At 68.7% G+C, this 24,829-nt stretch carries 27 protein-coding genes and 1 tRNA gene; 11 read left to right on the top strand and 17 right to left on the bottom strand.

The window, feature by feature from the left end; genetic code table 11:
- Positions 1 to 70: 70 nt before the first annotated feature.
- Positions 71 to 469, bottom strand: coding sequence for a DUF6086 family protein (locus ACIPK4_RS39100; RefSeq protein WP_402322471.1), 399 nt, complete (start codon positions 467 to 469; stop codon positions 71 to 73).
- A 224-nt stretch (positions 470 to 693) separates the two neighbouring features.
- Between ACIPK4_RS39100 and ACIPK4_RS39095 the strand changes: the two genes are divergently transcribed.
- The gene (locus tag ACIPK4_RS39095) at positions 694 to 999 is read left to right on the top strand and encodes a hypothetical protein (protein WP_402322468.1); all 306 of its coding nucleotides are present in this window, start codon (positions 694 to 696) and stop codon (positions 997 to 999) included.
- Between the two features lie 237 nt (positions 1,000 to 1,236).
- On the opposite strand, the gene ACIPK4_RS39090 is transcribed toward ACIPK4_RS39095, so the two are convergent.
- Positions 1,237 to 1,380: a hypothetical protein gene (locus ACIPK4_RS39090; protein ID WP_402322466.1), complete on the bottom strand. Its 144-nt coding sequence runs from the start codon at positions 1,378 to 1,380 to the stop codon at positions 1,237 to 1,239.
- A 589-nt stretch (positions 1,381 to 1,969) separates the two neighbouring features.
- Here ACIPK4_RS39090 and ACIPK4_RS39085 point away from each other — a divergent pair.
- From ACIPK4_RS39085 to ACIPK4_RS39075, 3 genes are all read left to right on the top strand, one after another.
- Positions 1,970 to 2,998, top strand: a complete 1,029-nt coding sequence (locus ACIPK4_RS39085) for an RNA ligase family protein (protein ID WP_402322463.1) — start codon at positions 1,970 to 1,972, stop codon at positions 2,996 to 2,998.
- A gap of 1,159 nt (positions 2,999 to 4,157) precedes the next feature.
- A complete protein-coding gene (locus ACIPK4_RS39080; protein WP_402322460.1) occupies positions 4,158 to 5,558 on the top strand; it encodes an isopeptide-forming domain-containing fimbrial protein in 1,401 nt (466 codons plus the stop codon).
- 587 nt (positions 5,559 to 6,145) lie between these two features.
- The gene (locus ACIPK4_RS39075) at positions 6,146 to 6,445 is read left to right on the top strand and encodes an STAS domain-containing protein (RefSeq protein ID WP_402322457.1); all 300 of its coding nucleotides are present in this window, start codon (positions 6,146 to 6,148) and stop codon (positions 6,443 to 6,445) included.
- Between the two features lie 386 nt (positions 6,446 to 6,831).
- Here ACIPK4_RS39075 and ACIPK4_RS39070 read toward each other — a convergent pair whose 3' ends face one another.
- From ACIPK4_RS39070 to ACIPK4_RS39060, 3 genes are all read right to left on the bottom strand, one after another.
- A complete protein-coding gene (locus ACIPK4_RS39070) occupies positions 6,832 to 7,233 on the bottom strand; it encodes an ATP-binding protein (protein ID WP_402322454.1) in 402 nt (133 codons plus the stop codon).
- A gap of 432 nt (positions 7,234 to 7,665) precedes the next feature.
- Positions 7,666 to 7,941 carry an isoamylase early set domain-containing protein gene (locus ACIPK4_RS39065; RefSeq protein ID WP_402322451.1) on the bottom strand — a complete coding sequence of 92 codons (276 nt, stop codon included), beginning with the start codon at positions 7,939 to 7,941 and terminating at the stop codon, positions 7,666 to 7,668.
- Positions 7,942 to 8,249: 308 nt separating this feature from the next.
- Positions 8,250 to 8,588, bottom strand: a complete 339-nt coding sequence (locus ACIPK4_RS39060) for an STAS domain-containing protein (RefSeq protein ID WP_402322448.1) — start codon at positions 8,586 to 8,588, stop codon at positions 8,250 to 8,252.
- Between the two features lie 514 nt (positions 8,589 to 9,102).
- Here ACIPK4_RS39060 and ACIPK4_RS39055 point away from each other — a divergent pair.
- On the top strand, positions 9,103 to 9,717 hold the full coding sequence (locus tag ACIPK4_RS39055; RefSeq protein WP_402322474.1) for a hypothetical protein: 615 nt from the start codon (positions 9,103 to 9,105) through the stop codon (positions 9,715 to 9,717).
- Positions 9,611 to 9,862 (top strand): hypothetical protein, encoded by a 252-nt coding sequence (locus tag ACIPK4_RS39050; protein ID WP_402322445.1) that lies wholly within the window; start codon positions 9,611 to 9,613, stop codon positions 9,860 to 9,862. The genes ACIPK4_RS39055 and ACIPK4_RS39050 overlap by 107 nt, the downstream gene beginning before the upstream one ends.
- A gap of 60 nt (positions 9,863 to 9,922) precedes the next feature.
- On the opposite strand, the gene ACIPK4_RS39045 is transcribed toward ACIPK4_RS39050, so the two are convergent.
- Entirely contained in the window at positions 9,923 to 10,711 is a 789-nt protein-coding gene (locus ACIPK4_RS39045; RefSeq protein WP_402322442.1) for a hypothetical protein, read from the bottom strand.
- A gap of 144 nt (positions 10,712 to 10,855) precedes the next feature.
- Positions 10,856 to 11,848: a hypothetical protein gene (locus ACIPK4_RS39040; RefSeq protein WP_402322439.1), complete on the bottom strand. Its 993-nt coding sequence runs from the start codon at positions 11,846 to 11,848 to the stop codon at positions 10,856 to 10,858.
- 236 nt (positions 11,849 to 12,084) lie between these two features.
- On the opposite strand from ACIPK4_RS39040, the gene ACIPK4_RS39035 reads away from it, so the two are divergent.
- The gene (locus ACIPK4_RS39035; RefSeq protein ID WP_402322436.1) at positions 12,085 to 12,402 is read left to right on the top strand and encodes a hypothetical protein; all 318 of its coding nucleotides are present in this window, start codon (positions 12,085 to 12,087) and stop codon (positions 12,400 to 12,402) included.
- A gap of 117 nt (positions 12,403 to 12,519) precedes the next feature.
- Here ACIPK4_RS39035 and ACIPK4_RS39030 read toward each other — a convergent pair whose 3' ends face one another.
- Positions 12,520 to 12,846 carry a hypothetical protein gene (locus ACIPK4_RS39030; protein WP_402322433.1) on the bottom strand — a complete coding sequence of 109 codons (327 nt, stop codon included), beginning with the start codon at positions 12,844 to 12,846 and terminating at the stop codon, positions 12,520 to 12,522.
- Between the two features lie 38 nt (positions 12,847 to 12,884).
- On the opposite strand from ACIPK4_RS39030, the gene ACIPK4_RS39025 reads away from it, so the two are divergent.
- A complete protein-coding gene (locus tag ACIPK4_RS39025; RefSeq protein WP_402322430.1) occupies positions 12,885 to 13,649 on the top strand; it encodes a hypothetical protein in 765 nt (254 codons plus the stop codon).
- Between the two features lie 519 nt (positions 13,650 to 14,168).
- Positions 14,169 to 14,492 carry a hypothetical protein gene (locus ACIPK4_RS39020; protein WP_402322427.1) on the top strand — a complete coding sequence of 108 codons (324 nt, stop codon included), beginning with the start codon at positions 14,169 to 14,171 and terminating at the stop codon, positions 14,490 to 14,492.
- 22 nt (positions 14,493 to 14,514) lie between these two features.
- On the opposite strand, the gene ACIPK4_RS39015 is transcribed toward ACIPK4_RS39020, so the two are convergent.
- From ACIPK4_RS39015 to ACIPK4_RS39005, 3 genes are all read right to left on the bottom strand, one after another.
- Entirely contained in the window at positions 14,515 to 14,817 is a 303-nt protein-coding gene (locus ACIPK4_RS39015) for a hypothetical protein (RefSeq protein WP_402322424.1), read from the bottom strand.
- A gap of 92 nt (positions 14,818 to 14,909) precedes the next feature.
- The gene (locus tag ACIPK4_RS39010) at positions 14,910 to 15,767 is read right to left on the bottom strand and encodes a GNAT family N-acetyltransferase (protein WP_054223418.1); all 858 of its coding nucleotides are present in this window, start codon (positions 15,765 to 15,767) and stop codon (positions 14,910 to 14,912) included.
- A 29-nt stretch (positions 15,768 to 15,796) separates the two neighbouring features.
- Entirely contained in the window at positions 15,797 to 16,084 is a 288-nt protein-coding gene (locus tag ACIPK4_RS39005; protein WP_402322421.1) for a hypothetical protein, read from the bottom strand.
- A 28-nt stretch (positions 16,085 to 16,112) separates the two neighbouring features.
- Between ACIPK4_RS39005 and ACIPK4_RS39000 the strand changes: the two genes are divergently transcribed.
- The gene (locus ACIPK4_RS39000; protein WP_402322418.1) at positions 16,113 to 16,415 is read left to right on the top strand and encodes a hypothetical protein; all 303 of its coding nucleotides are present in this window, start codon (positions 16,113 to 16,115) and stop codon (positions 16,413 to 16,415) included.
- A 272-nt stretch (positions 16,416 to 16,687) separates the two neighbouring features.
- Here the strand turns inward: ACIPK4_RS39000 and ACIPK4_RS38995 are convergent, their stop codons facing one another.
- The 5 genes from ACIPK4_RS38995 to ACIPK4_RS38975 form a co-directional block, all read right to left on the bottom strand.
- Positions 16,688 to 18,604: a hypothetical protein gene (locus tag ACIPK4_RS38995; RefSeq protein WP_402322416.1), complete on the bottom strand. Its 1,917-nt coding sequence runs from the start codon at positions 18,602 to 18,604 to the stop codon at positions 16,688 to 16,690.
- Entirely contained in the window at positions 18,601 to 19,182 is a 582-nt protein-coding gene (locus tag ACIPK4_RS38990; RefSeq protein WP_402322413.1) for a hypothetical protein, read from the bottom strand. The genes ACIPK4_RS38995 and ACIPK4_RS38990 overlap by 4 nt, the downstream gene beginning before the upstream one ends.
- Complete coding sequence (locus ACIPK4_RS38985; RefSeq protein ID WP_402322410.1) at positions 19,172 to 20,269, bottom strand: dsDNA nuclease domain-containing protein; 1,098 nt, start codon at positions 20,267 to 20,269, stop codon at positions 19,172 to 19,174. Before ACIPK4_RS38985 ends, ACIPK4_RS38990 begins: the two co-directional genes overlap by 11 nt.
- 348 nt (positions 20,270 to 20,617) lie before the next feature.
- Entirely contained in the window at positions 20,618 to 23,284 is a 2,667-nt protein-coding gene (locus tag ACIPK4_RS38980; RefSeq protein ID WP_402322407.1) for a Helicase associated domain protein, read from the bottom strand.
- Positions 23,281 to 23,844 carry a hypothetical protein gene (locus ACIPK4_RS38975; RefSeq protein ID WP_402322404.1) on the bottom strand — a complete coding sequence of 188 codons (564 nt, stop codon included), beginning with the start codon at positions 23,842 to 23,844 and terminating at the stop codon, positions 23,281 to 23,283. The genes ACIPK4_RS38980 and ACIPK4_RS38975 overlap by 4 nt, the downstream gene beginning before the upstream one ends.
- Before the next feature lie 55 nt (positions 23,845 to 23,899).
- Between ACIPK4_RS38975 and ACIPK4_RS38970 the strand changes: the two genes are divergently transcribed.
- On the top strand, positions 23,900 to 24,331 hold the full coding sequence (locus ACIPK4_RS38970) for a barstar family protein (RefSeq protein WP_402322401.1): 432 nt from the start codon (positions 23,900 to 23,902) through the stop codon (positions 24,329 to 24,331).
- Between the two features lie 27 nt (positions 24,332 to 24,358).
- Here the strand turns inward: ACIPK4_RS38970 and ACIPK4_RS38965 are convergent.
- Positions 24,359 to 24,434, bottom strand: a tRNA-Asp gene (locus tag ACIPK4_RS38965).
- Positions 24,435 to 24,829: the final 395 nt, after the last annotated feature.

Genomic DNA, 24,829 nt, shown 5'->3' with positions numbered 1-24,829 from the left:
GGAACAACACCCACAACTCATCCGGCACCAGCCGCTCAACCAAATCCGTCATGCACGATTCAACGAACGATCACGCCATAAGAAACGGCGTCTTAAGGGCGGCTGCCCAAGCCCCCTCAGAGGAAACCGGGGCCGTCGGCACCTGAACATCCTTGAGGCCACCGTCCTCGGCGACGCCCGCTGGCAGCCAGTTCACCTCGATGCCTGCCCTCTCCGCCAAGACCGGCACCGTGGCGACGAAGCCCTCGGACAGAGCAACCATGATTGCGTGACTCGTTCTCCGGCGCCACGCGAGCAGGGCGTCGACAAACTCCTTGAACACGAGAGGGTCGTCAGCCTGCATGGGGCCGATGCCGGACGGCAGACCCAGTTCGGCTTGGTAGACGCTCACCTGGCTCATGAACAGCCGGGAGGCCCCGTTGGACGGGTTCCAAAGGGTCTGGTCACCCATGTCGTAGTACTGGCTCAATGCAGCCCCTCCCTGCTGGTCATACCGGCCAGCGTCGCGAGCACATGACATTACGGTCAGTCAGCCCTCTACGGAAAGTGAGCCAGAACCTGACTTTGGGAGGCACCGCCCACCGTCGGAAAGTCGTGCCGACTGTCTAGACGTCGTCGGACGTTAGACAGCCGCAATGCCGTTGCATGGGGCCGGAACGTCTGGGGTGGCGCGAGTGGCCTAGAGTCGCGCCCGTGAACATACCCATGGCGGTTCGTTGGGCCCTGCTCGCCTGCGCCAGCCTGAACCTCTTCTTCGCGCTGAAGGCGCTGCATCGCATGCGCCGGGCCGGTCCGGGCCACCGAACCGGCCCCGGTCTCGATGCCCTCGACCATGCGCTCGGTACGGTGCTGATCGGCGCTCTCGCCGCAGGGGGCGACCACCCGGCCGTCGTCTTCGCCGCTCTGACCCTGCTCCTCCCGGTGACGCTCTGGAAGATTGTCCGCGAGACCCGTGCCCGCCACGAGGCGAAGGGCCGTACCCCCGCCGAGGCAGGCTAGACCCGCCAGCGCCGGTCCCGTGGACACGCGGGCCGACAGACAAACGGGGCTGGCCCCAATCCCGTAACGGCATGTGGGCGCGTGGCACCGGGCACAGGGGCCGGTCTGGCTCGGTGCCCAGGTGACGGGCTGCGGTCTGGCGGGCGTTCGGGGGTGGTCATCGTGTGCTCCTGGGGATGCGGAGGACGCCCCTCCCATTAGATCGCATGTTCGATTTTTTGCGCGAGTCTGTGCAGGTCACCGGCCGTAGGTCTGGTGACCCAGGGCGCTCAGCGGCCACTCGCGCCGCCGACCAGGGGTCCTGTTGAGGCTGATCACCTCGCTGGCGGCGGTGATGGCGGTGCTGGTCACGTCGTGCGCGGCGCGGCACAGGGCCGCCATGTCGCCTGTCCCGGCACCCGGCGCCGTTCGTGCCGGGTGGCGGGTGTACGGCTTGGCCGCGCCGGCCGGGCCTTGGCTTTCGTGGGCTTGGGTTTCACGGCGTGCCTCGGCGGGGCGGCCTTGCGCCGGGGTGTGGGCCGGGCGTGCCGGCTCTCGTCGGATGCCTTGCGGGCGGCCGGTGCGCGGCCGGCGGGGGCAGGCGAATGGTCGTCCTCAGGGGCCGTGGACGGCTCGGGCAGACGGGAGAGAGGCAGCCCCGGCACTGTGTCCGGCCGGGGGCGGCGGGCTGCTTGTGGTCCGCCGGGATTGCGGCGGGGGAGGCTTTGGCGGGCCGGGTGGGGGCGGGGTGGACGGTGACGCATCCGGAGGCCGCGAGCAGCGCGGCGAGGAGCAGGGGCCAGCGGCGCATGCCGTCACCGTGCCGCAGCCTGCCCCGGCACCGGTGCTGCCGGCCCCGCCGGGCCCCTCGGATGGTGGATGCGGCCGCCGCGTCGCCGGGCCGAAGCGGGCCGGCCTGGCCGACCCTGGAAGAGGGGTGTGGTTGTTGGGGGTGCATTACCCGACCCGCGGCGAGGAGGGAGGCCAGGTGATGTTGCGCCCGCCGGTGGAGCCGATGTTGGCGCAGGCCGCCGAGGTGATGCCGCCGGTGCGTCCGCTCGGTTCGGGGGTGGCGTATGAGCAGAAGTTCGACGGGTACCGGGCGCTGGTGTTCACCCCGGCCGCCCCGGGCGGTCGGGTGCTGCTCCAGACCCGCCGCGGCGCCCTCATTCAGGGCGCGTTCCCCGATCTCGTCGCGGCTGCCGAGGCGCAGTTGCCGCACGGCCTGGTCCTCGACGGCGAACTCCTCGTGTGGGACAGCAAGGCCGGCGCCCTGTCGTTCGAGGGGTTGCAGCGCCGCGCTGCCGCCCGCGCCCGCAGCGCTCCCGCGCTGGCCGCGAAGCAGCCGGCCCATTTCGTGGCGTTCGACGTCTTGCAGATCGACGGCCGCGAGCTTCTGCACCTGCCCTACGTGGAGCGCCGCGCCCGCCTGGAGACCCTGTTCACCGACCACGCCCTGACGGCCCCCTGGACCCTGTGTCCGATGACCACGGACCCGGCCAAGGCCCGAGAATGGCTCGACTCATGGACGGACGTGTCCGGCGTCGAAGGCCTTGTGGTCAAACCCCAGACCAGCCGCTACATCCCAGGTCACAGGGGAGCGTGGACCAAGGTCAGACGACGCGACACCACCGAAGCGATCATCGGCGCCATCACCGGCACCCTCACCCGCCCGCAGCTCCTCCTCCTCGGCCGCCACGACCCAGACGGCCGGCTGCACGCGGTCGGCCGCACCGTCCCGCTGCGCACGCAGGCGGCCCGCCTGGTCGCCGAACACCTGACGGCCGCCGACCCCGGACACCCCTGGGAGGGCGTCACGTTCGCCGCGATCTGGGGGAGCCGCGACGTCCTGGACGTGCGCCTGGTCCGCCCCGACCTGGTGGCCGAAATCAGCGCCGACCGCTCGACCGACCGGGGCGGCGTATGGCGCCACCCGCTCCGCTTCAAACGGCTGCGCCTGGACGTGGGTGTGGAGGATGTTCCCCGGTTCGGGCAGGGGCCGCCCGCCGCAGCCGGCTGACCGGATTCCGGCGCGGTCAGAGGGGGTTGCGGGGCTGGGCGGGGTGTTCTCGGAGCCGGCGCCGGGGCCGCCGCCCGCAACGAACTTGTTGAGTCGCAGCGGAATCGACCGCCGGGTGCGTCGATGGGAGGACCGGGTGGTTGTTGGGGTGCATAACCCGACGTGCGGTAGGGCGTTGATCAACGTGCTGGAGGCCGTCTCACGGCTCAACGGACGAATCCCGCCTCGCGGCCTGGTAGCCGGCAGTGCAGTCCGCGATTTCCTGACCAAGCCGCAGCCGGAGCCGACGTCGCAGGCTGCGGCCGGGGGATGATCCTCGGGGTGCTGTAGGCACGGGTCTCGCAGACGACCTCGCCGACGTTGTCTTACGGAGCGATCGAGTGCGGCAGATAGGGGGATGGCCGGTGTTGTGGAGGTACCGGCCATTTCTGCCGTCGTGGGTTGCGTCTTCGTTAGCCGAGGCCGAGGCCGAGGCCAGGCCGGTGAGGACGCTGCTGACCAGGCTGCTAATGCTGGATTTAACCCTATGGGGTCTCGTGTTTCGGGATGTGTCGCGGAGCCCGGTACCCAACTTCACTGGGTGTTGGAGGCGCCCGGGTGTGGTGCCGTGTGGGCGGGCGGGCGGGGCAGGGGGAGGCGGGCTCGGGCGGCTTGTTGTTGCTCACTCGTTGATGGACGCCCTGTAGGCGGGGGCATCGAGAACATTGACAGTCGGCGTGTACCTGCCGCTGACGCGAGTGACGATTGGTCAGGCCATTCTCACGCCGACTACCACCTTTAGCCCCGGTTGCTGCGCCGTTCCTGCTTGGCCGCGCCGCTGCATCGGGTGCGTCAACTTCGAGGGTGGCGGATTCACTCTTGTCGGGGATGGCTGCAAAGGTGCAACGGGGACTTTCGGTCATGACGGGGCGGGCGGGAGAGGGGCGGGAGGCGTGCGTGGTGGCTGCGGTGGCCTTGGCCTCATCCATGACGGTGTCGGGGGAGTGGTCCCGCGGGCGGATTCCGCAAACGTACTTCGCGGGATTGGCCAAACCCTTCCGTCTGTCACTTTACGTGTTCGGTCGAATGCGGTGCGCTACGGGATGTTCGGCTCCGCCACGGCACGCACTGTGCAGCCGGCCGGCGGCGCATTCCAGAAGCGTCCCGAGGGGAAAGAACCATGACCACACCTCCCGCTGCTCCGCTCCGCGTCGCCCTGGCCAACGGCAGCTTCGAACAGCCTGCCGTGACCGATGTGGAAATCCTGCCGGACGCCTCACAGACGCAGGCGGCCAAGCGGGTCCCGGGCTGGCTCACCACTGCCTCCGACCGCAAGATCGAGCTGTGGCATTCGGGCTTCAACGGTGTACCGGCGGCCGACGGTGCCCAGTTCGCCGAGCTCAACGCCAACGAGGTCTCCACGCTCTACCAGGACCTGCCGACCACCCCCGGTACGAAGCTGTACTGGCGGCTGTACCACCGCGGCCGCCAGGGGGACGACACCATGGCACTGGACATCGGCGCGCCGGGCTCCGCGGTGGAGCAGAGGCGCTTCACCGACGGCAACACCGCCTGGGGCTACTACACCGGCACCTACACCGTCCCGGCAGGCCAGACGCTGACGCGCTTCGCCTTCCGTTCCATCTCGGCTGCCGGAGGCAACCGGAGCGTCGGCAACTTCCTGGACGGCATCTTCTTCGGCACCGCTCCCAACGTGGTACTCGCCAAGACCGCCATTCCCGCGGGGCCGCTGGAGGTGGGCGACGTCGTCACTTACCGCATTACCGCGAAGAACGAAGGCGGGGGCGGGGCCGAGAACCTCATCGTGAGCGACGTGATCCCGCAGGGCACGACGTACCTGCCCGGCTCCCTGCGCATCGTCGACGGCCCGAACGCCGGAGCGAAGAGCGACGCGCAAGGAGACGACCAGGCGTACTACGACGTCCAGGCGGACAAGGTCGTCTTCCATCTCGGCAACGGTGCTTCCGCCGTGGAAGGGGGCAGCCTGCCCAGCACCGAGACCCTGCCGGCAGGTACCACGGTGGAGTACCGGGCCGTCATCGACCGGGCTAGCGCCGGCAAGCAGATCCGCAACACCGCAACCGCCTCCTACGACAACCGGCTCGGTGACACGCCGGAGCCCCTGACGTCCACCTCCAACGAGCAGGTCACACAGGTCAAGCCGGCCGCCGACCTGAGCGTGGCGAAGGCAGCCGACGCCACCACCGTCACCGTCGGCCAGACGGTGACCTACCGCATCACCGTCCACAACACCGGCCCCAACGACGCCACCGGCGTCACCGCCACCGACCGGCTCCCCGACGGCCTCACCTTCCTCTCCGCCGAAGGCCCCGGAAGCTACGCCCCGGCCACCGGGCAGTGGACCGTGGGAGACCTGGCCGACGGCGCCACAGCCACCCTCGTGCTGCGAGCCAAGGCCACCAAAGCCGGCCTGATCGGCAACACCGCCACCGCCACCGGCAACGAAAAGGACCCCGACACCACCAACAACACCGACACCGTCAGCGTCTGCGTCGAACCGGCCCCCTCCTGCTGCGACCCCTGCGCCGGCCAGGAGTAGCCCCCAGCCAATCGCCACGAGGACCACTTGCCGCCTCGGCCCGCTCGGCTGGATCCAGGTCGGCGTCTTCCTGCTCACCGGTGCCCTCACCCGCGGCTTCCAGACGGGAGTGGAAGGTGGTCTCGCCGTAGCGGGTGAGGACCGCGTCGATGGCTCCCGTTCGAACCACGTATGGAATGAGTCGTTGGGCCCGGAAGAAGCTCCGCCCCAGGCTCTTCCTCGCCACTGAGGAAGAAGATCCGGGGCCAGTGCCTGCGCCCGACCTCATCCAGCAGGGCAGGGCGGTTTGGAGGCGGCTGTTGCTGCCGTCGTGGTGGTCGGCGTCTGTGTCGTCGAATTGGTAGTCGCCGGCGGCGAGGTAGTGGAAGGTGTGTGCGGGGAGAGCGACGCTGGCGGCCCGGGTGCCGTCGCCGCCGGCCCTCTCTGCTTCCTACCCCGCCGGTGCCGCGGCCTGGCGTCGGTTTCCAGGATGCCGCAGCTTGGCTGCGGGTTTGCTGTCGTTTCGGTGGGCTTCCCCGTACGGTGCAGGTGGGGATGGTTTGGGTCGGTGAAGAGCGGGACCGGAGGGTTGGATGGAGTCGCCGAGGGTGACCGTTCGTGCCGAGGCGGACGGCGTGTCTGTGGTGGCCTGCTCGGGAGAGTTCGATCAGGACACGGTCGGCCTGCTGCACGAAGCCTGTGAACGCGAGACGGCCGGCGCGCAGCTGCTGGTGCTCGACGTGAAAGGCGTGGCCTTCGCCGACTCCTCGTTCCTGAACACCCTGATCCGCCTGCGCCGTATCCGCCCGCTGGCTTTGGCGGGGCCGCTGCCGGCCCAGCTGCACCGCCTGCTCGAGCTGACCGGGGCGCTCCCTCTTTTCGAGGTGCGCCAGAGCGGCGTGGCCTGAGGTCTGACGCGGCGTGGGTCAGGCTGGATCCGGTCCCGCGCCCGTGCGCTCGGTGCATGCCGGGTGGGCTCCTGGATGGCTGGTTCCTCGGCATGCCCTGCGGGCGCCTGGAGGTTCCTGTGTCGGCTGCTTTCAGGTGGGCACATGCGGTGGCATGACTTTGTTGCTGCTGTTTCTGCTGCCGCTTGGTCTGGCCCTCGTGCTGCTTACGACCGGCGAAGACCACAAGCACGGCCGGCACCGCCACCCCCGATGACCGCCTGCCCTCGCCACCGGGCCGGCTGGCTCCGCCGCGCAGCAGTGGGCGTGGGCTTGGGTGCGCGGTGCGGGGTGGGGGCGGCGTGAGCGCAGTGGTCCCGGGGAAGATCGGCTGAGCGCCGGTGAGATCAGGGCCGGCTGGTCTGGGCGGCGTTGAGCGTGGCGGTGACGGTTTTGCCGTCGTGGTGGATGCGGACGTCGGTGGTGGCGAGCTGGTTGACCAGTCGCCAGCCGAACCCGCCGGGGGTATCCGGGGCCCAGGGCTTGGTCTGTGGCGGGATGGTGGAGCGGTCGCGGACCTCGACGGTGACGATTCCGGTCCAGGCGGTGATCTGGAGGGCGGTGGCGCCGCCTGCGTGGCGGTCGGCGTTGGAGATCATTTCCGTCACTACGGTCAGCACGTCGTCCACGCCCGGGGCGGGCAGGTCCAGGCCGTCAAGGACGGCGCGGGCGGTTTCCCGGGCCTGCGCGCAGCTGAGGCCCGCTCCGAGCGGTTCCGCCAGTAGCCGAGGCGGCGGCGCATCGTCCATATCGTGCACTTTCCCCCGCTTTCATCCTGTATGCGACGAGCTGGACGTCTCCCGCGTCCACCCCTGCCGGCCGCCCGGGTCAGCCCCTTTGCCTGCCACTGCTGGGCGTCTTGGCATGGACAGGCAGCGAAGAGAATAGTCCCGCCGGGTGGGGCGTGGGTGGGGGGACGTTCCCGATGCCTGAGGGGCAGCGGCCGGGGCCGCTGATGTGCTGGTCAGGCCGGTTCCGGAGATGTGCCCAGGCCTCTCCCGCCACTCAGGAGCGGCGGCGGGCGCCGGCACGGGCATGCGCGGCTGCCGGGGAGGGGCCGGGGGTGGATGTGCGGGCGGAGCTTGTCGCTGTGCGGAGTGGGTGGCGGGGTGCGGCGGTGGCGCTCGGGGGGTGCCGGCCCCCTTCGCCTTCTCCGGCGCCGGTGAACTTCCCTGACCGGGTCAGGTGTGGAGGTGGCTGTTGGTGCCGTCGTGGTGGTCGGCGTCTGGGTCGTCGAACCAGTAATCGCCGGCTGCGAGGTAGCGGAAGGAGTGGCTGGTGTGTGCGGGGAGGGCGACGCTGGCGGCGCGGGTGCCGTCGCCGCGGGAGGCGAGGGGGTGGGTGGCGGGGTTCCAGTGGTTGAAGTCTCCGACGACGCTGACCGGTCCTTCGGGGGTGTCTTCGGGGAGGACGAAGGTGACTTCGGTCCGGTTGCCCTGCCGCTTGCGTTCGAGCACGGGAGATCTCCATCCGTGAGGAGTCGTCGGGGTGCGGGAAGTCTGCTCCGTGCGAGGGCCGGCCGCCGTGCGCGGGGCCGTGGGTGGCGGGGGCTCACCCGGCCGGACCTCTCGCCTTCGGATGGGCGGGGTGTGCGTGGCGGGGCCAGGCCGGCGTGGCTTTCGTCCGGCCGGGCCCACCGGTGCGTGGACCTCGCTCTGTCACGGTGCCACGCACGTGTCCGGGCTGCCCGCCGTGTGGGCTGCCCAGGTGAGGTACATCGTGCACACCCCTTTTCGCCCGCCCGGGGCGGCCGGGGGCGGTGGGGTCAGGTGTGGGTGATGGGGAAGAGGTCTTCGGCTCCGGTGAGGGCGAGCAGGCGCCGGAACTGGGGTTGGGGATTGCGCAGGCTGATGCGGCGGCCGTACTCACCCGCGGTGCGCCGGGCGCTGATGAAGGCGTTGAGGCCGGCGGAGTCGCAGAACGACAGTTCGGTGAGGTCCACGACGATTTCGGCCGACCCGCCCTCCTGGGTGATGGCGGCGTGCAGGGCGGCGCGGAGCATGGGGGCCCGGTCGATGTCCATTTCGCCGCCGACGTTCACCACGACCTGCCGGCGACTGTCCTCTGGCAGCGTTCCGGGGTCGTCGTTTTGTTGATCTCCCATGCCGACCACTATGCGATGGCCGGGGCCGTGGTGGCAGGAGTGGATCAAGACCTTGGAGCTTTTGTGTGCGGTGGTGCAGCTGGGCCGCCGGGTCGTGTCAGCGGCCGTACGCTCAGGTCCAGCTGGGCTCCTGGACGGGGCCGCGGAGCTTGGTTGCTGCGCGGCCATCGCCCGCCGCCCGCCGCCCGCCGCCCGCCGCCCGCCGCCCGCCGCCCGCTACGGTGCGCAGGCGCGGCAGGTCGGGCGGGAGTTCGGACACTGCTCAGCCCCCGTCCTGCGCCTGCCGCGCGGCCTTGCACGCCGGGAAGAGCGGCGACGCCCCAACGCCGTAACGGCAGGTGGGAGCGTGGCAGCGGGCGCAGGGTCCGGTCTGGCTCGGGGCCCAGGTGACGGGCTGGGGTCTGACGGGGGTGTCGGGGGTGGTCATGTGACCGTGCACGATAGTTGGCCCATTTGGCCAAGTAGGTGCTCGGAATCGGTACTACGAGTCAGCCGCACTCGCGCCATCAACCGGATGCGGGCCCAGCTCCTGGAGTACTTCCCCGCCCTGGAACGGGCCTTCGACTACGCCGCGTCCAAAGCCGCACTGATTCTGCTGACCGGCTACCAGACCCCAGCCGGCCTGCGCCGGCTCGGCCCGAGCCGCCTCACGACCTGGCTGAAGAACCGCAAAGTCCGTGACGCCCAGGCCATGGCCGATGCAGCCGTCGCCGCGGCGCAGGCCCAGCACACCGCCGTGGCAGGGGAGAGCACAGCCGCCGCCGTGGTCAACGCCCTGGCCCGGTCCGTGCTGGCTCTGGACGAAGAGATCGCTGCCATCGACGCGCAGATCGCGGTCCGTTTCCGAGAACACCGCCACGCCGAAGTGGTCCTCAGCATGCCCGGTATGGGCCCGTTGCCGGGGGCGGAGTTCATCGCCTGCACCGGCGGCGACATGGACGCCTTCGGCAGCGCGGACCGTCTCGCTCGGCGTCGCCGGTCTCGCTCCGGTCCCACGGGACTCCGGTCGCATCAGCGGCAACATGCGCCGACCACACCGCTACCACCGCCGACTCCTGCGCGTCTTCTACCTCTCCGCCCAGATCGCCGCCCGTTTCTGCCCCACCTCGAAGGCCTTCTACGACCGTAAGAGAGGCGAGGGCAAGAGCCACAAGCAGGCGATCCTCGCTTTGGCCCGCCGCCGTCTCGACGTCCTATGCTCTCATCCGCGACCACCGCACCTTCACCACCGAGCCGCCCCAACCCGATCTCACCTCGGCATAGCGCTCTTGTGACTTTGCGCTTCATGTGGCCTCTTGGCCGCACCTGGTCGTTCCCAGGTTGGGCGGTAGGGATCAGAGGGCCCAGGGCAGTCGGAGGGCCTCGATTTCCGTGTCGTTCAGGAGTGCCTCGACGAGCGGGGCAGGGCCCGCCACTTTGGTGGCCCACAGGTCGTAGTCCGTGCAGAGGACCCAGGACCGGTCCTGGGACCAGAGGTTGGACGGGGTCCAACCGTCCTCCTCTGGGTGGTCGTACAACGCCTTGGCATCCGCGAGCGTGCCGGCCCGGACGTGCAAATTGTCGAAGTCCTCGGCCCTCTGCAACAGCGGGTTGTAGTAGGCCAGGCAGCGGGTCTCGGCACCCTGCGGGCTGTGCCCGATGAGGATGTCGACTAGGCGGTTCCAGTCGGTCCGGTCCAGGCTGCCCTCGGACGGCCCGTCGATGCCGACAGGCCAGCCGCTCGGCTCCCGGAGCGAAGGGAAGGAGCGGTAGCAGGGCAGCCGCCCCTCGGGCGCCACGGGATCACCGGTCCGCCGCGAGAGCTCCGCCCAGCGCAGCCGGCGCCAACGGGGGCCGCGGGGCTCACCCGGCGTCCCCCCGAACACGTCCGCGGGATCGAGGCCCGGGATGATCTCGGGCCCGCCGCCATTCAGCACGGCTCGTTGATAGGCGACATAGGACATGTCGGTCGGCCCGAGTTCGTGTTCGTACATGGAGTGGAGCACCCAGGCGGCGTCGGGCAGTGCCGGCGGCATAAAGCCGGTGAGCCCGTCATCGTCGGCCAGCTCCCGCAGCCAGTCGGTCTCCCCAGCCGCGGCCAGCGGCCAGCGGGCGGTCGCCCGAGCAGCGGATGTCTCGTTCATCCGTTCAGGGTGTCACCCGCGCTGGGGGGAGTGCCGGGTGCAGCCCACGTTCCCGGTGCCCTTGACAAGCATGATTGGGAATCAGTCACAGCTGAGACTGAGCGCGCAGGGTAGCGGGTCGAATGCCCTGAGCGGGCCGTCCGCTCAGAAGTCGATCACCCACACCGTCCCGCAGCAGTTCTGCGTGATCCAGGCGTGGCGGCCGTCCGGCGTCAGCGCGATACGGGTCGGCCCTTGGACGTCGAGGGTGCCGGTCACCTTGTTCGTGCTCGTGTCGATCACGGACACGCTGTTCGAGCCCTGGTTGGTGACGTAGGCCCGGTGGCCGTCGGGGCTCACCACGACGTCCATCGGGCGCTGGCCGACGGGGATGGGCGCGCCGATCACCTTGCCGGTCGCCGTGTCGATGACGGACACGGTGCCCTGCAGGTCCGTGACGTAGAGCCGTCGTCCGTCGGGTGTCACCGCGAGGCCGTACGCGAAGTTGCCGAGGCGGCCGGGCCAGCCGATGACCTTGTCCGTGGCCGTGTCGATCACGGACAGGGAAGTGGGGGTCCCGTAGCCGGAGTTGGTGACGTACGCCCGGCGGCCGTCGGGGGAGACCACCACGTCGGCCGGGGTGCTGCCGACCTCGATCTTGCCGACGGCCTTCTCGCTCGCCGTGTCGATCACGGACACGGAGTCGGAGAAGGAGTTTGCGACGTAGAGGCGGCGGCCGTCGGGGGTGACCGCCAGGCCGAGCGGACCGTCGCCGACACCGACGTAGCCGATCTCCGTGTTCGTGACCGTGTTGACCACGTTCACCGAGGAATAGACCGTCCCGGGGCTGGTGACGTAGGCCCGGAGCCCGTCCGGGCTGAGCGCGACGTCCTGCGCCGAACCGAGGTAGATGCGGGCGGTTCGCTGCAGCGTGTGCGTATCGATCACCCTCAGCGGGCCGAGCCACCCGGTGGCGACGTACGCGAGGCCGCCGTCCGGAGACAGTGCGACGCCGTACGGTCTGCCGCTGACGTAGACGTAAGGGCGGGGCGAAGGGGGCGGAGCGGTCGACGCCGCGGCGGACGGCGGGACCAGCAAGCCCGCCAGAGCGAGAAGAGCTGCGGCAAGGCCGTAACGGATCCGCGAGCGGGAACTCATGGGCGCCTCCTGCCCCCTTCCAGGATGCCGGGCCCGGCAGCGCCCGCAAGCGGGCCACACGGCGCAGGAAGTCCTTCCAAGTGATCTTGCGACGGTTGATCCAGGCCTGCCTCCCCCACTCCGGCAGCCGGGGCAGCCACCATGAGGCGGCTCCTTCTCACCAGCCAAGCGAACCGGCCCCGCGAACGTTCAGAACATCTTGGAAAAACTTGTGGAGCGGGCGCATCCGCTTCCCTGTGCGCCCCTACGCTCCCGCGCACGCCCCCGACAGGTCACGCGCCTTCGACGCCAAACACCGTCTGCCCAGCACCCACACCCACCGCTACGCCATCGCCAACGACACCCTCACCGCCGGGCTCCAGTACACTGCCGCCCACGCGCCCACCCCGCTCTACTACGTCCTCGGCGACATGAAGGTCCTGACACCAGTCGAAGTCCTTCACTACACCGACCACGCCCTCCAACCCGGTACCGGCTCCTACCGCCTCATCCGCACCGACCGAGCACACTGCTTCGACGACGTCTTCGGCCGGCCCACCACCCGGGCCGCATAGACTCGCGCCCGGCATGCGCCGGTGCGCCGATCCCGCACCGTTCTTGGATCTGGTCGTGGTCCAGTCTGCTCTGGACAGGCGCACGTCCTGGCAGTGCCGGTCCGGCAGAGGGCAGCGTCAGTCACCCAGATCTTCGGCATGCTGTGCCAGCTGGGTGCGCAGCTGTTCAGCCTGGGCCTCGGCCGCCCGCAGCCGGCGCTCGAGGACCGCGCGGGACGGACCTGCCGGGGCGGGGTCATGGGGCTTGCTGCGGACACGTGGCACCAGCCAGGCGTCGAAGCGTTCCTCGGCCTCCTCCTCGCTGGCGTCACCACCGACATCGTCGACCCGTCGGTCCTGCAGACCGCTGCCGCCGCTGTCTGGCGCGGTGCCACTGCTCCGTGCGGTGGGCAGGTCCGGCTCCGTGCACCCGCTCCCTGACGGGATGGCAGGGTCCAGTACCATGCACCCCACTAATTGAACGTGCTCAAATCCTGGGGGCTTTGGTGGGGGAAGAAACGACGGGCCGCTGGCTCGCCGTCGTGCTGTGGTCGGCGCTCGCGGTGGAGGTCGCGGGGCTGGTGGGAACGTTCGCTCTGGCGGACACCACCAGGCTGATGCCGGAATTCGAGGGGACTCTCGTCTTGGTGTGCGCAATGCTCCTCGCCATGACCCTGGCGGTCCTGCCGATCGTGGTCGTGGTGCTGACGCTGTGCAATGCCCGGAACACCACTGCCGTCTGGCGGGCAGCCGCCTCGTGGATCCTCGCGCTCGCACTCCTGGTCATGCTGGTCAGGGCGGGCTCGGGGCCCTGGGTCGTCTGGTGCGCCGTCGCGATGGCCGCCTCAAGTGCGGCCACTGTCCTGTGCGCCGGCAGCCCGACGAGGCTGTCGGTCCAGCCGCCCCGCGCCGCAGTTGCAATCGCCGTCGTCGTGCTGGTGGCGTCGGTCTGCGGCTCCTACTCCGGGCCCTACACGGACTATCCGGGAGTGTGGACCGCCTCGAACGACACTGCGTCTCTGACCCTGGCCGAGCAGATGGAGCACGGGGACGGTGGTGAGTACACCCTGCGGGTCGGGACGTGCACGGAGCAGGGCAGATGGGTCTTCGACTACCCGCAGATGTCGACTTCGGTTCAGCTGTGGCTACACCGCGAGGGCGCGCTCGCGTGCATCCCGGGCGGACCCGCGACCCAGGTGCACATCGTCGACGGCAACCGGGCGGCTCCGGTCATCGCGCTTCCCGGGCTGCTTCTGACGAAGCAGTGAGCGGCACGGGGCGCGGCGTGGGGGCCGGGTTGCCGATCGGATCAGCGGCGAACCGGCCGAAGCGGGAAACCTGGTCATCAGAGAGGACTGGCAGATCGGGAACGGAAACCCCTGACGTAGCAATACAGCCCCAGTCACCGAACCGGTATGAAGATCGCGGATCTACCGCCAAAACCCGGCCGGATCCTCCCCGGGGCCGCTGCGGCGGCCCCACGATGTGCACCGGACCACCTGGCTGATGACTCGCGGCTGAGTAGCCGGTTGGCCAGGCTGGCCAACTACGACGCTCCTTACCGTGTTGGCGGGTTGATTCCGGTCCTTCGTACGATCGGGAGACCCAGGGGCCTGGGTGTGGCTTTAGCGCGCTCATGCCGTGGTTGTGGCATTGACTGATTGCCGCCCAGTGCCCCGCGACGACACGGCCACTCATTGGGATGAGCGAACCAAGATCGCTTCACAAGGACACGTCGGCGTGGTCGTCTGCAGGGACCAGTCAACCGATCGACGAGGGAGGCTCGGGTGCCCGAGCTCTGGGCGGGGACGGATGCCGGCAAGGCCGCGCATCACTGCACGGTGCATGTGGTCCCCGCCCGAGAATCGGACGACAGGCAGGCTCTCTCCGGGGAGACGCTGGAAATCGTGGTGGGCGCTCGTGACGAACTCACGCTGCACCCGGCCCACGTTCACGGCCTCACCCAGCTCCTGCGTCAGGCCGTCGGCACCATCGGCGCCCCCAGCACGCCCGGCGGCGGCCGGTGCTTCCACTGCGACGGCACCGGCCTGGCCCGCCCGCTGGCCGGCGGCCGGGCAAGCCTGAGGCGACCCTGGGCAAGCCATCCGTGACAGAGGCTTGCCCAGGGGCCGATTACGCCATCGCGGGGGCCACGGTCTCCAGGACGACGAGCTGCTCCGGGTCGACGGGGACGCCGTCGGTCTGGCGTAGCGAGCGGAGTGTGGTCCCGTCGGCGCACAGCCTGCACAGCCCGGCCAGAGGGAACGGGGTGGCGCCGATGCGGGTGTGCGAGGAGGAGCTGTCGTAGACGGGCCGGTAGCAGCCGGGGCACGGCAGACAGTCATCTACCTCGTCCCCGGGCGGGGAGTCCGGGTTGAGCAGCGGCACGATCCGCAGGAGGTTCTCCCCGGTGGCTTCGTAGGTGAAAACGGGCACCGTCTGTATCCGAGTTCGGACACCACTTGTCGATAACAGAGCCCGAAAACGTCGGTGAGAAGTAACGCCACTGCGAAGTGGACGGAGCCGACTTATTCGGCGGGTTCGGCGATCAGCGCCGTACCGATCTTGCGGAAGCCGAGTCGGGCGTAGACCCGCGCAACGTCGTCGTCACTTGCCGACAGGAAGACGGTTGCCGCACCCCGCGATCGGGCGTCGGCCACCAGTGCCTCGGTGACCGCGAGTGCGAGACCGCGACGGCGAGCTGCGGGGAGTGTTCCGACGCCGACGATCTCGCTGACTCCTGTGAGTGGTTGGTGCTGGCCTGCGGACAGCGCTGATCCATGCTCGACAGCTGCGGCGACCGCCGTCAGACCTGCCCGGATACGCACGATCGTGCGTTCCACCGATCCGTCGGCGACCCGGGCGTCGATCGCTTCCGCCAGTTGTGGTGCTCCCGCGTGACCGACGTGGGTTCCAGGCTCGGCGAAGGCGAGGTGAGGAACGGCCAGGGCGCTGGGCAGTATCGGATCGTCCGCGCCTACGATTCGCACGGATATGTTGCCGGACAACTCCTCCAATGGAGTTGCGGGAGTACCGGGATCGAGCACCATCAGCGGATGTTCGTGGACCACGAGTCCCGACTCCTCCACTGCTGCCCGCAGCGTGGGCGTGGTCTCCGCGACCCATTCGAAACTCTCCGGGATCCCCAGCTCCCGCTGGCGGGCACGGACCTTCTGCACGTCGGTGGCCTCCAGAGGTCCGGTCCATCCCCGTGCGGGACGTGCGTAGAACGGCCAGCCCTGGCCCTCCCGCACGAACAGGATCAGCGGCCCGTGGTCCTCAACTCGGGCGCCGTGGCGCGGGACCGCGTCGTAGTACTCCTCGAGCTGGTCCAGCAGTGCCCGCTCAGGATGATCGTCAAAATCAGTAGAAGTCACGCCGGGCATCCAAGCAACAGGGCACCAGTGACGCCACTTCATTTCAAACGGGCGCCGTCGATCTCGGCGGGGGAGGAGGTGATCAGGATGCCGTTGCCGGACTGGCGGACGTCCAGGTGCACCATCCCCAGGACGGAGGGGAACGCGGTGCCGAACCACTCCGTGGACGGCCGGACGCTGTTCTCGCGGCGCGGCTTGTGCTGCTTGTGACGTCCCGTGCCCTGCCATTGCCGGTGCCGTCGACGAGCGCGACGTCGTCCTTTCCTGCAGAGCCCCAGCCAGCAGGAACAGCCACTGCGTGAAGCAGAACGGGGCAGCTTGTCCACGGGCGGCAGGGGAGACGATCATTCGGCCATGAGACCCGAAGTACAGACGTTCGTTGCCGACGGACCGCTTCCCGACTGGGACGCGAGCGAGGAAGAGATCGACCGGCGTGAACGCCAGCTAAGGACGATCTCCCGTCCTGTCACCTCCGAAGAGGCGACTGCCCTGGCCACCTGCTTCGGTCCCGACGACTGCTACGGCGTCGCCTGGACGCTCGTTCACCTGATCGAGACGGCTCCCAACCCGGTACCACAGTGGGAAGATCCGGGTCCCGAAGCCGGCGACTGGGCCGAGGTTCTGCGGGGGCGATGGGGCGGCGGCTTGACGGCTTAACTACATGAGGTGTCTTTGTCCGCGATAGCCGGACGAAGAGGTCTGTCCCGTGTCCAGGGCCGGCGGCGCCGCAGGGGTACATGTACCGGTATGGCTCGTGAACGGATCCGGTGGCCCCTCGTCGTGGACCGCGCTAGGGAGATCGTGGACGGGTACGCGCCTCTGAACGTTACGACCCTTGAGGCAACGATCCGAGGCTCAGCGGGGTACCGTGCGCGTCCATGAGCGGCGTGGCCCCGGCCGGGGACGGCCCGATGAGGCTGACACCTCCTCTACGGCGTGTCGTAGACCTGCAGCATCGGGATCTCGAGGATGTGCCGGGCACTCGGTGGCCGCACCGTCTGGGTGCTGATGACCTGTGTCCCGGTGGCGTGGGCCGCTTCGGCCAGCTCTGTGAGGGCCTGGTGAACCACGCTGCCGGCGATGCCTTGTTGGTAGGGGTTGTCGAGCAGGAGCAGGCCGGGGAAGGCACATTCCTCGTCAAGATCCGACTCGAGGAAGAGGGTGGCGTAGCTGTAGGCCAGGAAGAAGAGAACCTTCGCCTCTGCGCCCAGACCTTGATCCCACGGCTTCGAGCCGACGTAGAAGGTGAGGTCGGTGTCTCTGATCGAGACTTGTCCGGCCACCCACAGCGTTTCCCTGTAACGGTCGAGAAAGCCGTTCATGCGATCGGCGAAGATGGAGCAGCGGTCCATGGGGCTCAGGCCCGATGTCGTTGAGTTTGCCTGTTCCTTCTCGATCCGCTCGACCATCTGCTGCGCGGAGAGCACGCTGCGATGCGCATCGGTACGCCGTTGGAAGATCTCTTCCATCGCGGGGAAGGCGGTCAGCTTGTGTTCCAGCTGAGCGATCTGCGCGGCGAGACCTTCCAACGTAGCCATGAAGGGAGCGAGCTCCGCCGCGCGGCGCTGGTTGAGTTCTTGGGCCAGCTGAGCCTGCTGCACGTGCAAGTGCTGCTGAAGGGTTCGCGCGGACTCCAGGTCGGCCCGGGAGCGCGCGATGACGTCATCGAGATCGTCCAGCTCTGACTTCAGGGACCTGATCTCCACCTGTGCTCTGCGTTGACGCTTGTCGTCGTCCACGGGCTGGAAGCAGAGATAGCAGGCATCCTCGTCGTGGTCGCGGTGCGGGTCGACGTTCTGCTCGCACGCTGGGCACAGCCGGACCGGGAGCGTATCGAACACCTCGATGGAGGTCGCCAGGCGCTCCATGCGGCTTATCTCCGCGGTGACCGTCCGAGCCGAACGCTGGTGCTCCTCCAGGAGATGTCCGAGATTGGCTACCTCCTCGGTCGCTTGACGGAGGCGGTTGGTGATGTCGCTGTACATGTCCGTCAGCGAGGGGTCGTACCCGGCAGGGGAGCCGGCCGGGGGGTTCCCGTCGGTGAGGCCCCGAATCTCGTCCGTCAGGAGCCGACGGCGCTCGTACACGGCATCGAGTGCGTGGCGGAGTTCGATCCGCGCGCGGGCAACCTCATCAGCGGAGCGGACGAGGGGAAGGCCCAGGTTCTGGGAGATTGCTGTGACAGCTTGGAGCGTGCTTTCGCGAACCTCTCGGTCGACGGCCTCCGCTTCGTTGAGGCGCCGTTTCGCTCGGGCGAGATCGAAGTCCCTGTTCGCTTGAGCAGTCCGAACCCGGGCGAAGCCCAGGAGCTGGCTGACGACAGCCCGCCGTGTGAACGGCTGCTCCTTGTCGGCGAAGCTGGTCCAGGAGTCCTCGTTTCGGTAGAAGTGCCGCAAGGTGTTGCGGAAGGACAAAGGGGTTTGCTCGGTGGCTGAGGTCGGGTGGAGGCCCTTGGGGATGAGCAGGTTGGGCCAGCCCAGTTCGTTCAGGATCCAGTCGGAGAAGTCGGCCGCCGCGATCTCGTCGCCGTTGATGCCGATCTTGCCCATACGCCCATGGGTGAAGTACCTCGTGAGTCTGTACGGCCGACCGTCGACCCGGAGATCCGTACTGACCTCGACGTGCTCACTGGCTACGGCGGCCTTGAGGGCGTCGGCTGGGCTTCCCCGGTCGCCCAGGCAGTAGTCGATCACGTTGAGGGTCGTGGTTTTCGAGCTGTTCCGGACACCGGTGAGGATGTTGAGTTTGCCCGACTCGAAGGCGTACTCGTCCAGTTCGCCGCTGTGATGGACCAGGGAGACCTTCTCGATCCGCAGGCCGCGCTCGGAGGTACGGGGCTCACTCATGGTCGGATCTCCTGATGGAACGTCGCTTTGCCGACCTCGTCGGGGAACAGGTCGTAGATGAGTTCTTTCAGATCGGTGCCCGACATCGACGCCAGGTTGCCCTGCATGGCTTCACAGCGGCGTACCAGGGGCTCGAATTGATCCATCGCCGCGAAGCGTGCTGCTGCGGCCTTGCCAGCCGCGGTGAGCTTCACACGCTCGGGGGTGTAGGACACGGTGATGGAGACCAGACCGCGTGCGGAAAGGAAAGAAAGAAACTGTCGGTACCGGTGGTCCCAAGGACCGTACCGGTAGCGCACCATCGGCGCCTCGATCTCAGCAGCGTCCGAGGCGACGTACCTGCCCTGCCGGTCATTCATCCCTGGCAGGGCAGCGTGGGCTCGCTCGAGGAACCCCGGGTAGCGCAGAAAGAAGTCGAGCTTCGCGAACTTCGTCCGCCCCGCGATGTAGGGACCGGGGCTTTCTCCGCACAGGTGGATGAGGAGCAGCAGCCTAGAGGCGTGGAAGTCGACTGAGTCGTCGGGGTCCCAGGCCCTGTGGACGGGCGGCACGGCCTGCCTGCCGATCTTATGAGACATCTTCGTACCTGTTCTGGCAGCGTGCAGTGATGTCGCTCAGCACCGCCACGGCCTGGCTGAAGTCCACTTCCCCGGACTGCACCTCGGGAAGCTGGACGATCGCCTCCAGGATGGCTGCGTATGCCAGCTGACCAGTTGCGAGGGAGCCGCCACGTCTACGGGCCGAAGTCAGCTGACAGATGGCGTAGACCTTGTCTGCGAAGGCGGCGAGGCGTTGACGGCCAAGTCCTACGGTGCTGCGCTGGGCCTGGCGGAAGGCGAGCATCGCCTCATGCTGGCGCTCGGCTTCGGCCTCAAGTACGCCGGCGGGACGGAGCTTCTGTTGGAGGGTCATCAGGCGCTCGGTGGAGCCGTCACTGCGCAAGCCGGTGACCTTGCGGATACAGCCGTTCAGGATGGCTCGGAAGTCCTCAGCGGTGTGACTTCGCGGGCGCAGCTCGGCTGCGCTTCGCGCGATGTACTGAGCCAGACCGCTCAGTACCTCGTCGACCTCAGTCACCAGAGGTTCCTGCTCAAGGTAGTCCTTGATCAGCGGGACCAAGCGCCGGTGTGCCTCACTTTCGACGTGCTCCGTTGTTCGGGCGGTGATGAGGACATCCAGGCGGTCGACGCACCATCCGACGTCCCGACCGTCGCGCAGACTCAGCCCCGCGAGCTTCCCGACGACTTTGGTGTGGGTCGCCCTACTCACTGGCTCACGCTTGCCGCCGCGCTCGCACGCGAAGGGGTACAGGTCCGCGAAGGGCGTCTCGTTGACGATGAGGGCGAACCGCGTGCCCTCGGGGAGCGGCTTTCCCATGAACAGCTTGCCTAGGTAGCTCGACGCCGCTGTTCTGTTCCCTTCCTTCTTGGACATGTCGGGACGGCAGACGTCGGCGATGCTGTGGCGCTTTCCGGGACCTTCTACCGTCTTCACCTGACGGTAGAAAGGCACGTCCCCCTGATAGCAGAGGATGTCTTCCAAATCCTCCCAGGAAATTTCCGTCCAGTGGCCATCCAGCATGTCAAGACAGTCCAGCAGGGTTACCGCGTCCTGGTAGAGGAAGCCGCGCCGACTCCGGCGCCCCCCATCAGCAGGTAGCGTCACCGGCGCTCCTGCTGCGTCGCCGAGCGGCCACAACCGCAGCAGCGATGCACGTTCCTATTCGCACGACGCCCCCCAACTACGTGTGGAAAGTGCAGTAGATCACCCAGTGAATGCGGATCGCAACGGTCCGTTCAGATAAATCCGGAAGGTGTGAGGTGCCCAGCGCGCTGCACACCATCGCCGAGTTCTTGTCGGATGGGTGTGCAGAGCTTCGTCTGGCCGATGGACCGCAGGAGTCTTCGCATGCACTGCAGCACCGCAGCACCGCAGCACCGCAGCACCGCAGCCCGGGGCCGCGGCGCCCCGGGGGCTTCACTTCGCTGCTCCCAGCTCAACGCTGGTGATGGCTCACGCCCAGTCCACGCCCAGCTGCGCGAGGGCGGCGAGCTGCTCCTGGGTGAGTTTGTCGCGTCGGGTTTTGGTGTTGGAGATCCATACGCCCAGTTTCACGGTCACCGGTTCCGCCTCGCCGTCGACTGTGATCTCTTCGCCGTGTGTGCGGGGTACGGGCCGGTCCGCGCCTTCCCGCTCGACCCACTGTGTGAGGGCTGCCAGGCCCCGCTGGAATGCCTGTTGCGCCTTGCTCGGCCCCTTGGCCGTGCGTCCGGCCGCGGGGGCCGGAGGCGGCGCCTGGGCGGGTTCCACGCCCAGTGCGGTCAGCCGCTCTTGCTGTTCGGGCAGGAGCCGCGTCCAGGTGGCTGGCTGTTTCTGTTGTTGGAGCCAGTGTCCGATGTCGTCGCCGTCCATGAGGACGCCGGGGGCGATGTCGGGCAGCTGTCCGTCGGCGTCGACCAGGTCGGCCAAGACGCGGTACTGCCGCTGCCAGTCGAGTGGCCAGGGGCAGTTCCAGTCCTTGTCGATCGCGGCGAGTTGCGCGGCCCGGGTCGTGGCGGTGGCCTCGTTCTTCCCGAGCCCGTTCTTGACGCCTTTCCTGCGGAGGTTGGCCATGTGCTGTCCGATGGGCATCATCGCGTCGTCCTCGCCCCACCTGGCGTCCTGCCGGGGCGCAAGATGCCCGGTGGCCTTCCGGTATGAGCGGAGCACGGCGAGCTTGGCCTCCCACGCCTCCTCGCCGGGTTCCCACACCATGCCGGCCTCTGGGGCGTCCAGCAGGGTCTTGCGCCGGTCCTCGAGTTCTCCGGTGCGCAGGGCTTTGCGCTGCTGGTGCACCCACCGTCCGAGCGGGAAGCCCTTGGTGACGCCGACCTCAACCTCGGTGTCGTACGGGACGGCGTAGACGCCGGTGATCTCGTTCTCGGCCCGCCACCGGATCAGGGCCTGGTAGCCCTCCAGCCAGACCAGGGATTCGGGCCGGTAGACGCGGGTGCGCAGGAACGCGGCGATCGTGGCGGCATCCCGGGGCGAGGAGAAGTGCAGCAGCGCCGACTCGGCCGCGACGTCGGCGCCGTCCTCCTGGTCCTCGCCGTCACCCTTGCCGCCGGCTCCCACGATCTGCCCGTCCTCGTCGCGCCGGAGGTGGATCTTGCGCTGGCCGTGGGTGAGGGCCCGGGAGGCGAGCTGTTCGACGAGGCGCTCGTCATGAGAGCGCAGGCCCTGGAGGACGGCCACGAGGGGCTTGTAGCTGGCGCTGGCGATCATGTCGGTCGGGTCTTCGCCGGGTTCCAGGAAGATGGGCACGATGATCCGGGCGATCTTCGTGGAGCCGTCCTTGTTGAGCCGGAGTGCGCGGCCGATGTTCTGGACGATTTCGACTTGGGAGCCGCGGGTGTCGGCGAAGCAGATGGCTTCGACGCCGCGTTCGCCGGTGATGTCGACGCCTTCGCCGAGGACGCGTACGGAGGCGAGGAAGGCCCGGTGTACGCGCCGGTTGTTGGCGTCGATGCCGTTGGCGAACTGCCGCAGGATCTCGCGCCGCTCGGTGACGAGGTGGTCTCCGCACAGCCAGGCCGACCAGATCCGGTCCGGCGGGACGTGGCGGCCGACCTCCAGCTCGTAGAACTCCGCGTCGATGGAGGACTTCGGCAGCTTGGCCGCGGCCGCCAGATCGGCGTCGGAGGCGTCGGTGGCGTACAGCTCGGCGGCCGTCTGCGGCAGCTTTTCCGCGAAGGCGGCGGCTTCCTCGACCTTCTGGTGGAAGGTCATGACTGTACGGAGGTTGTACGCGGCGGCGTGTTCCAGGAGGGCGGTCTGCAGCAGGGCCAGGCGCCGGCCCCGCTGGGCCTCCTCGGATTCCCCGAGGATGGGGGAGGGGTCGCGGATCTCCAGGACGTCGATCTCGAACCCGGCGAGGATCCCCCGCTCGATCGCCTCGGACAGCCCTAGCTCCGCGAGCCACGCGCCGTACGTGCCGTCCGGGTCATCGGCCATGCTCGCGATCTCCGCCTCCTGGCCCCTGGCTCCCTTCTGCGGCCGGGCCGCGGCGAGGATGCGCGGGGTCGCGGTCAGGTAGAGCCGGAAGTCCGCCGGGATCCTGGCGTTGTCGTGGATCGCCGCCCACGGCCGGCCGAGGTCGCCGGCGGTGCCGTGGGCCTCGTCGACGATCGCCAGGTCGAAGCCCGCCATCTGCTGCCCGTAGAGCCGCTCCCCGCCGGCCAGCGCGGCCTCCAGGGGCCCGCGGACCTTTCTCTGGCCCTCGGGTGCGTCGATGTCGTCGCGGTCCACGAGGGAGGCGTACGTGGCGAATACGACGATCGGCCCGGACCCGGCCCACAGCGCCAGCTGGACCGGGTTGGTGGTGGTGCGGACCCCGAGCTCGTGCAAGACGGGGTCGTTCTCCAGCGAGCACACCGCGACCATCGGGGCCCGGTGGCCCACCAGGCGCCATGCCTGGGCGGTCTGCGCGAGCAGGTCCAGGGTGGGGACGGTGACGAGGATCCGGCCGCCGGGGAAGCACTCCAGCGCGCTCGCGGCGGCCGTGATCGTCTTGCCCGATCCGGTTGCTGACACGATGGTGCCCCGGGCCCCCTGCGAGGGCACTGCCGATCTTGCAGGGAATCCGACCCATTTGCGGAACGTGGATTTCTGGTCCACCTGGTGTTCTCGGAGCTGGATCAAAAGAATTCCCCTGGTTCGGGAAGGACCTGCTCGACGGAGATAATCCGGTACTCGCTGTCCTGGTAGATGCTGCCGGGCCGGCCGAACATGCGCCGCGCGTGCTCGACGGCCGCACCGGCGGAGGCCGCGAAGACGTGGCGGACCAAGGCTTCTTCCCCCGTGGGGGCGGTGGCCGGCCGTGCGGTGATGCGGTAGACGCGGTGCTGCAGCACTTCCACCGGCTGCCCGCCATCGGACTGTTCGCTCCAGGCAGTCTCAGCAGCCATCCGCTGCGCGCGCTGCTCTTCCCGGCGGGCGACTCGACGGTCCTCATCCGGGGAGTACGCGGCCATCCGCTGCTCCGTCATGAGGCGTCCGATGCGGGTCCATTCGAGCCTCTGACACGAGGCGATGTCCAGCTCGGTCGGCTTCCGCGGCTCGGGGGGTGCAGCGCGCGCCCGGTCTTCGCGGTCTTGGGCAGCCCGGCGCCGTTCCTCCACCTCGTTCAGAGTCAGCCCGGTGGCCCGCCTGACCACAGAAATCTGCGCCAATTCATCCGGATGATATTCGTAGACAGGCATCTGTACACCCGCTTCCAAGCCCCTGGAACGTGTAGCCTCTTTTCACCAACAGTACATGCTGCATCAGATAGAAACAGAGGGTTGTATGGAGTTCGCGGCCGGGATCCATGACATGACGGCAGCCGATGCGAGGCTGTCGCTAAGTGCATGGGCTGACTCCGGGGTGCGGGTTTTCGAGGTGGAAACCGGTGGAGCGACGGAGAAGACCGCGATCATCCAGGCCTTCGCCAGTGTGGTGCCAACAGATCCGCCGACGTCAGGGCGGAGCTGGGACGCCTTCTCCGACTCGCTCTGGGAGGGCGTGTACCGATTGGAGGAGACGCGTGTGGCTATCGTCCTGCGGGGGGAGTGCTGGGTGAACCAGCCGCACGGGGACGTTCGGGCCGCGCTTGATGTCCTTCAGGATGTCGTGACGCTGTTGGAAGACGAGAAGGCGACTCTTGGCCGGCCGACAAGCGTGTGCGTCCTGCTCCTCGGTGAGGCCTGAACTGGCAGCCTGGAATACGCACGGCGGGGGGTACAGGCCGGATTCGAACCGGCGTCATCCCCTCCTGACAAGAGGGCGCGTCTACCTCTGCGCTACAGTCCCCCCGCCGCGGTGGCCACAGCCTATGCACCACAGCCGGGAGCCTGTGCAGCGGGGCCCCCGGAGATCATCCCTTGCAGAGCCCCGAGAGCTCTGCAAGCCAGAAGCCGACCGCGACCCCCCTGTCACTGCTGCCAGCGCCCGCGAAGCGGGCTGGTCCTGGAGGCGAAGCCGGAAGGACCTGGTGGGGGAGCGAAGCGGACCCGCCCAACGGGCCGAAGGCCCGGACCCCGTGAAACGGGGTCACCCAGGCCTGCGAAGCAGGCCGTTCGGGATGAAGCGAAGCAGAATCCCGAACTAGTCCGCAGCGAAGCGCAGGACACCGGCCCGAAGGGCCGACTCTGGCTCGGCGAAGCCGAGCGCAGCGAGGCCCTCCATTGCCCGGAGCGAAGCGGAGGG

The sequence above is a fragment of the Streptomyces sp. NPDC086989 genome (assembly GCF_044745505.1).
Classification (GTDB): Bacteria; Actinomycetota; Actinomycetes; order Streptomycetales; family Streptomycetaceae; genus Streptomyces.
Note: the sequence above shows the minus strand (reverse complement) of the source record. Positions and strands in the feature narration are given on the sequence as shown.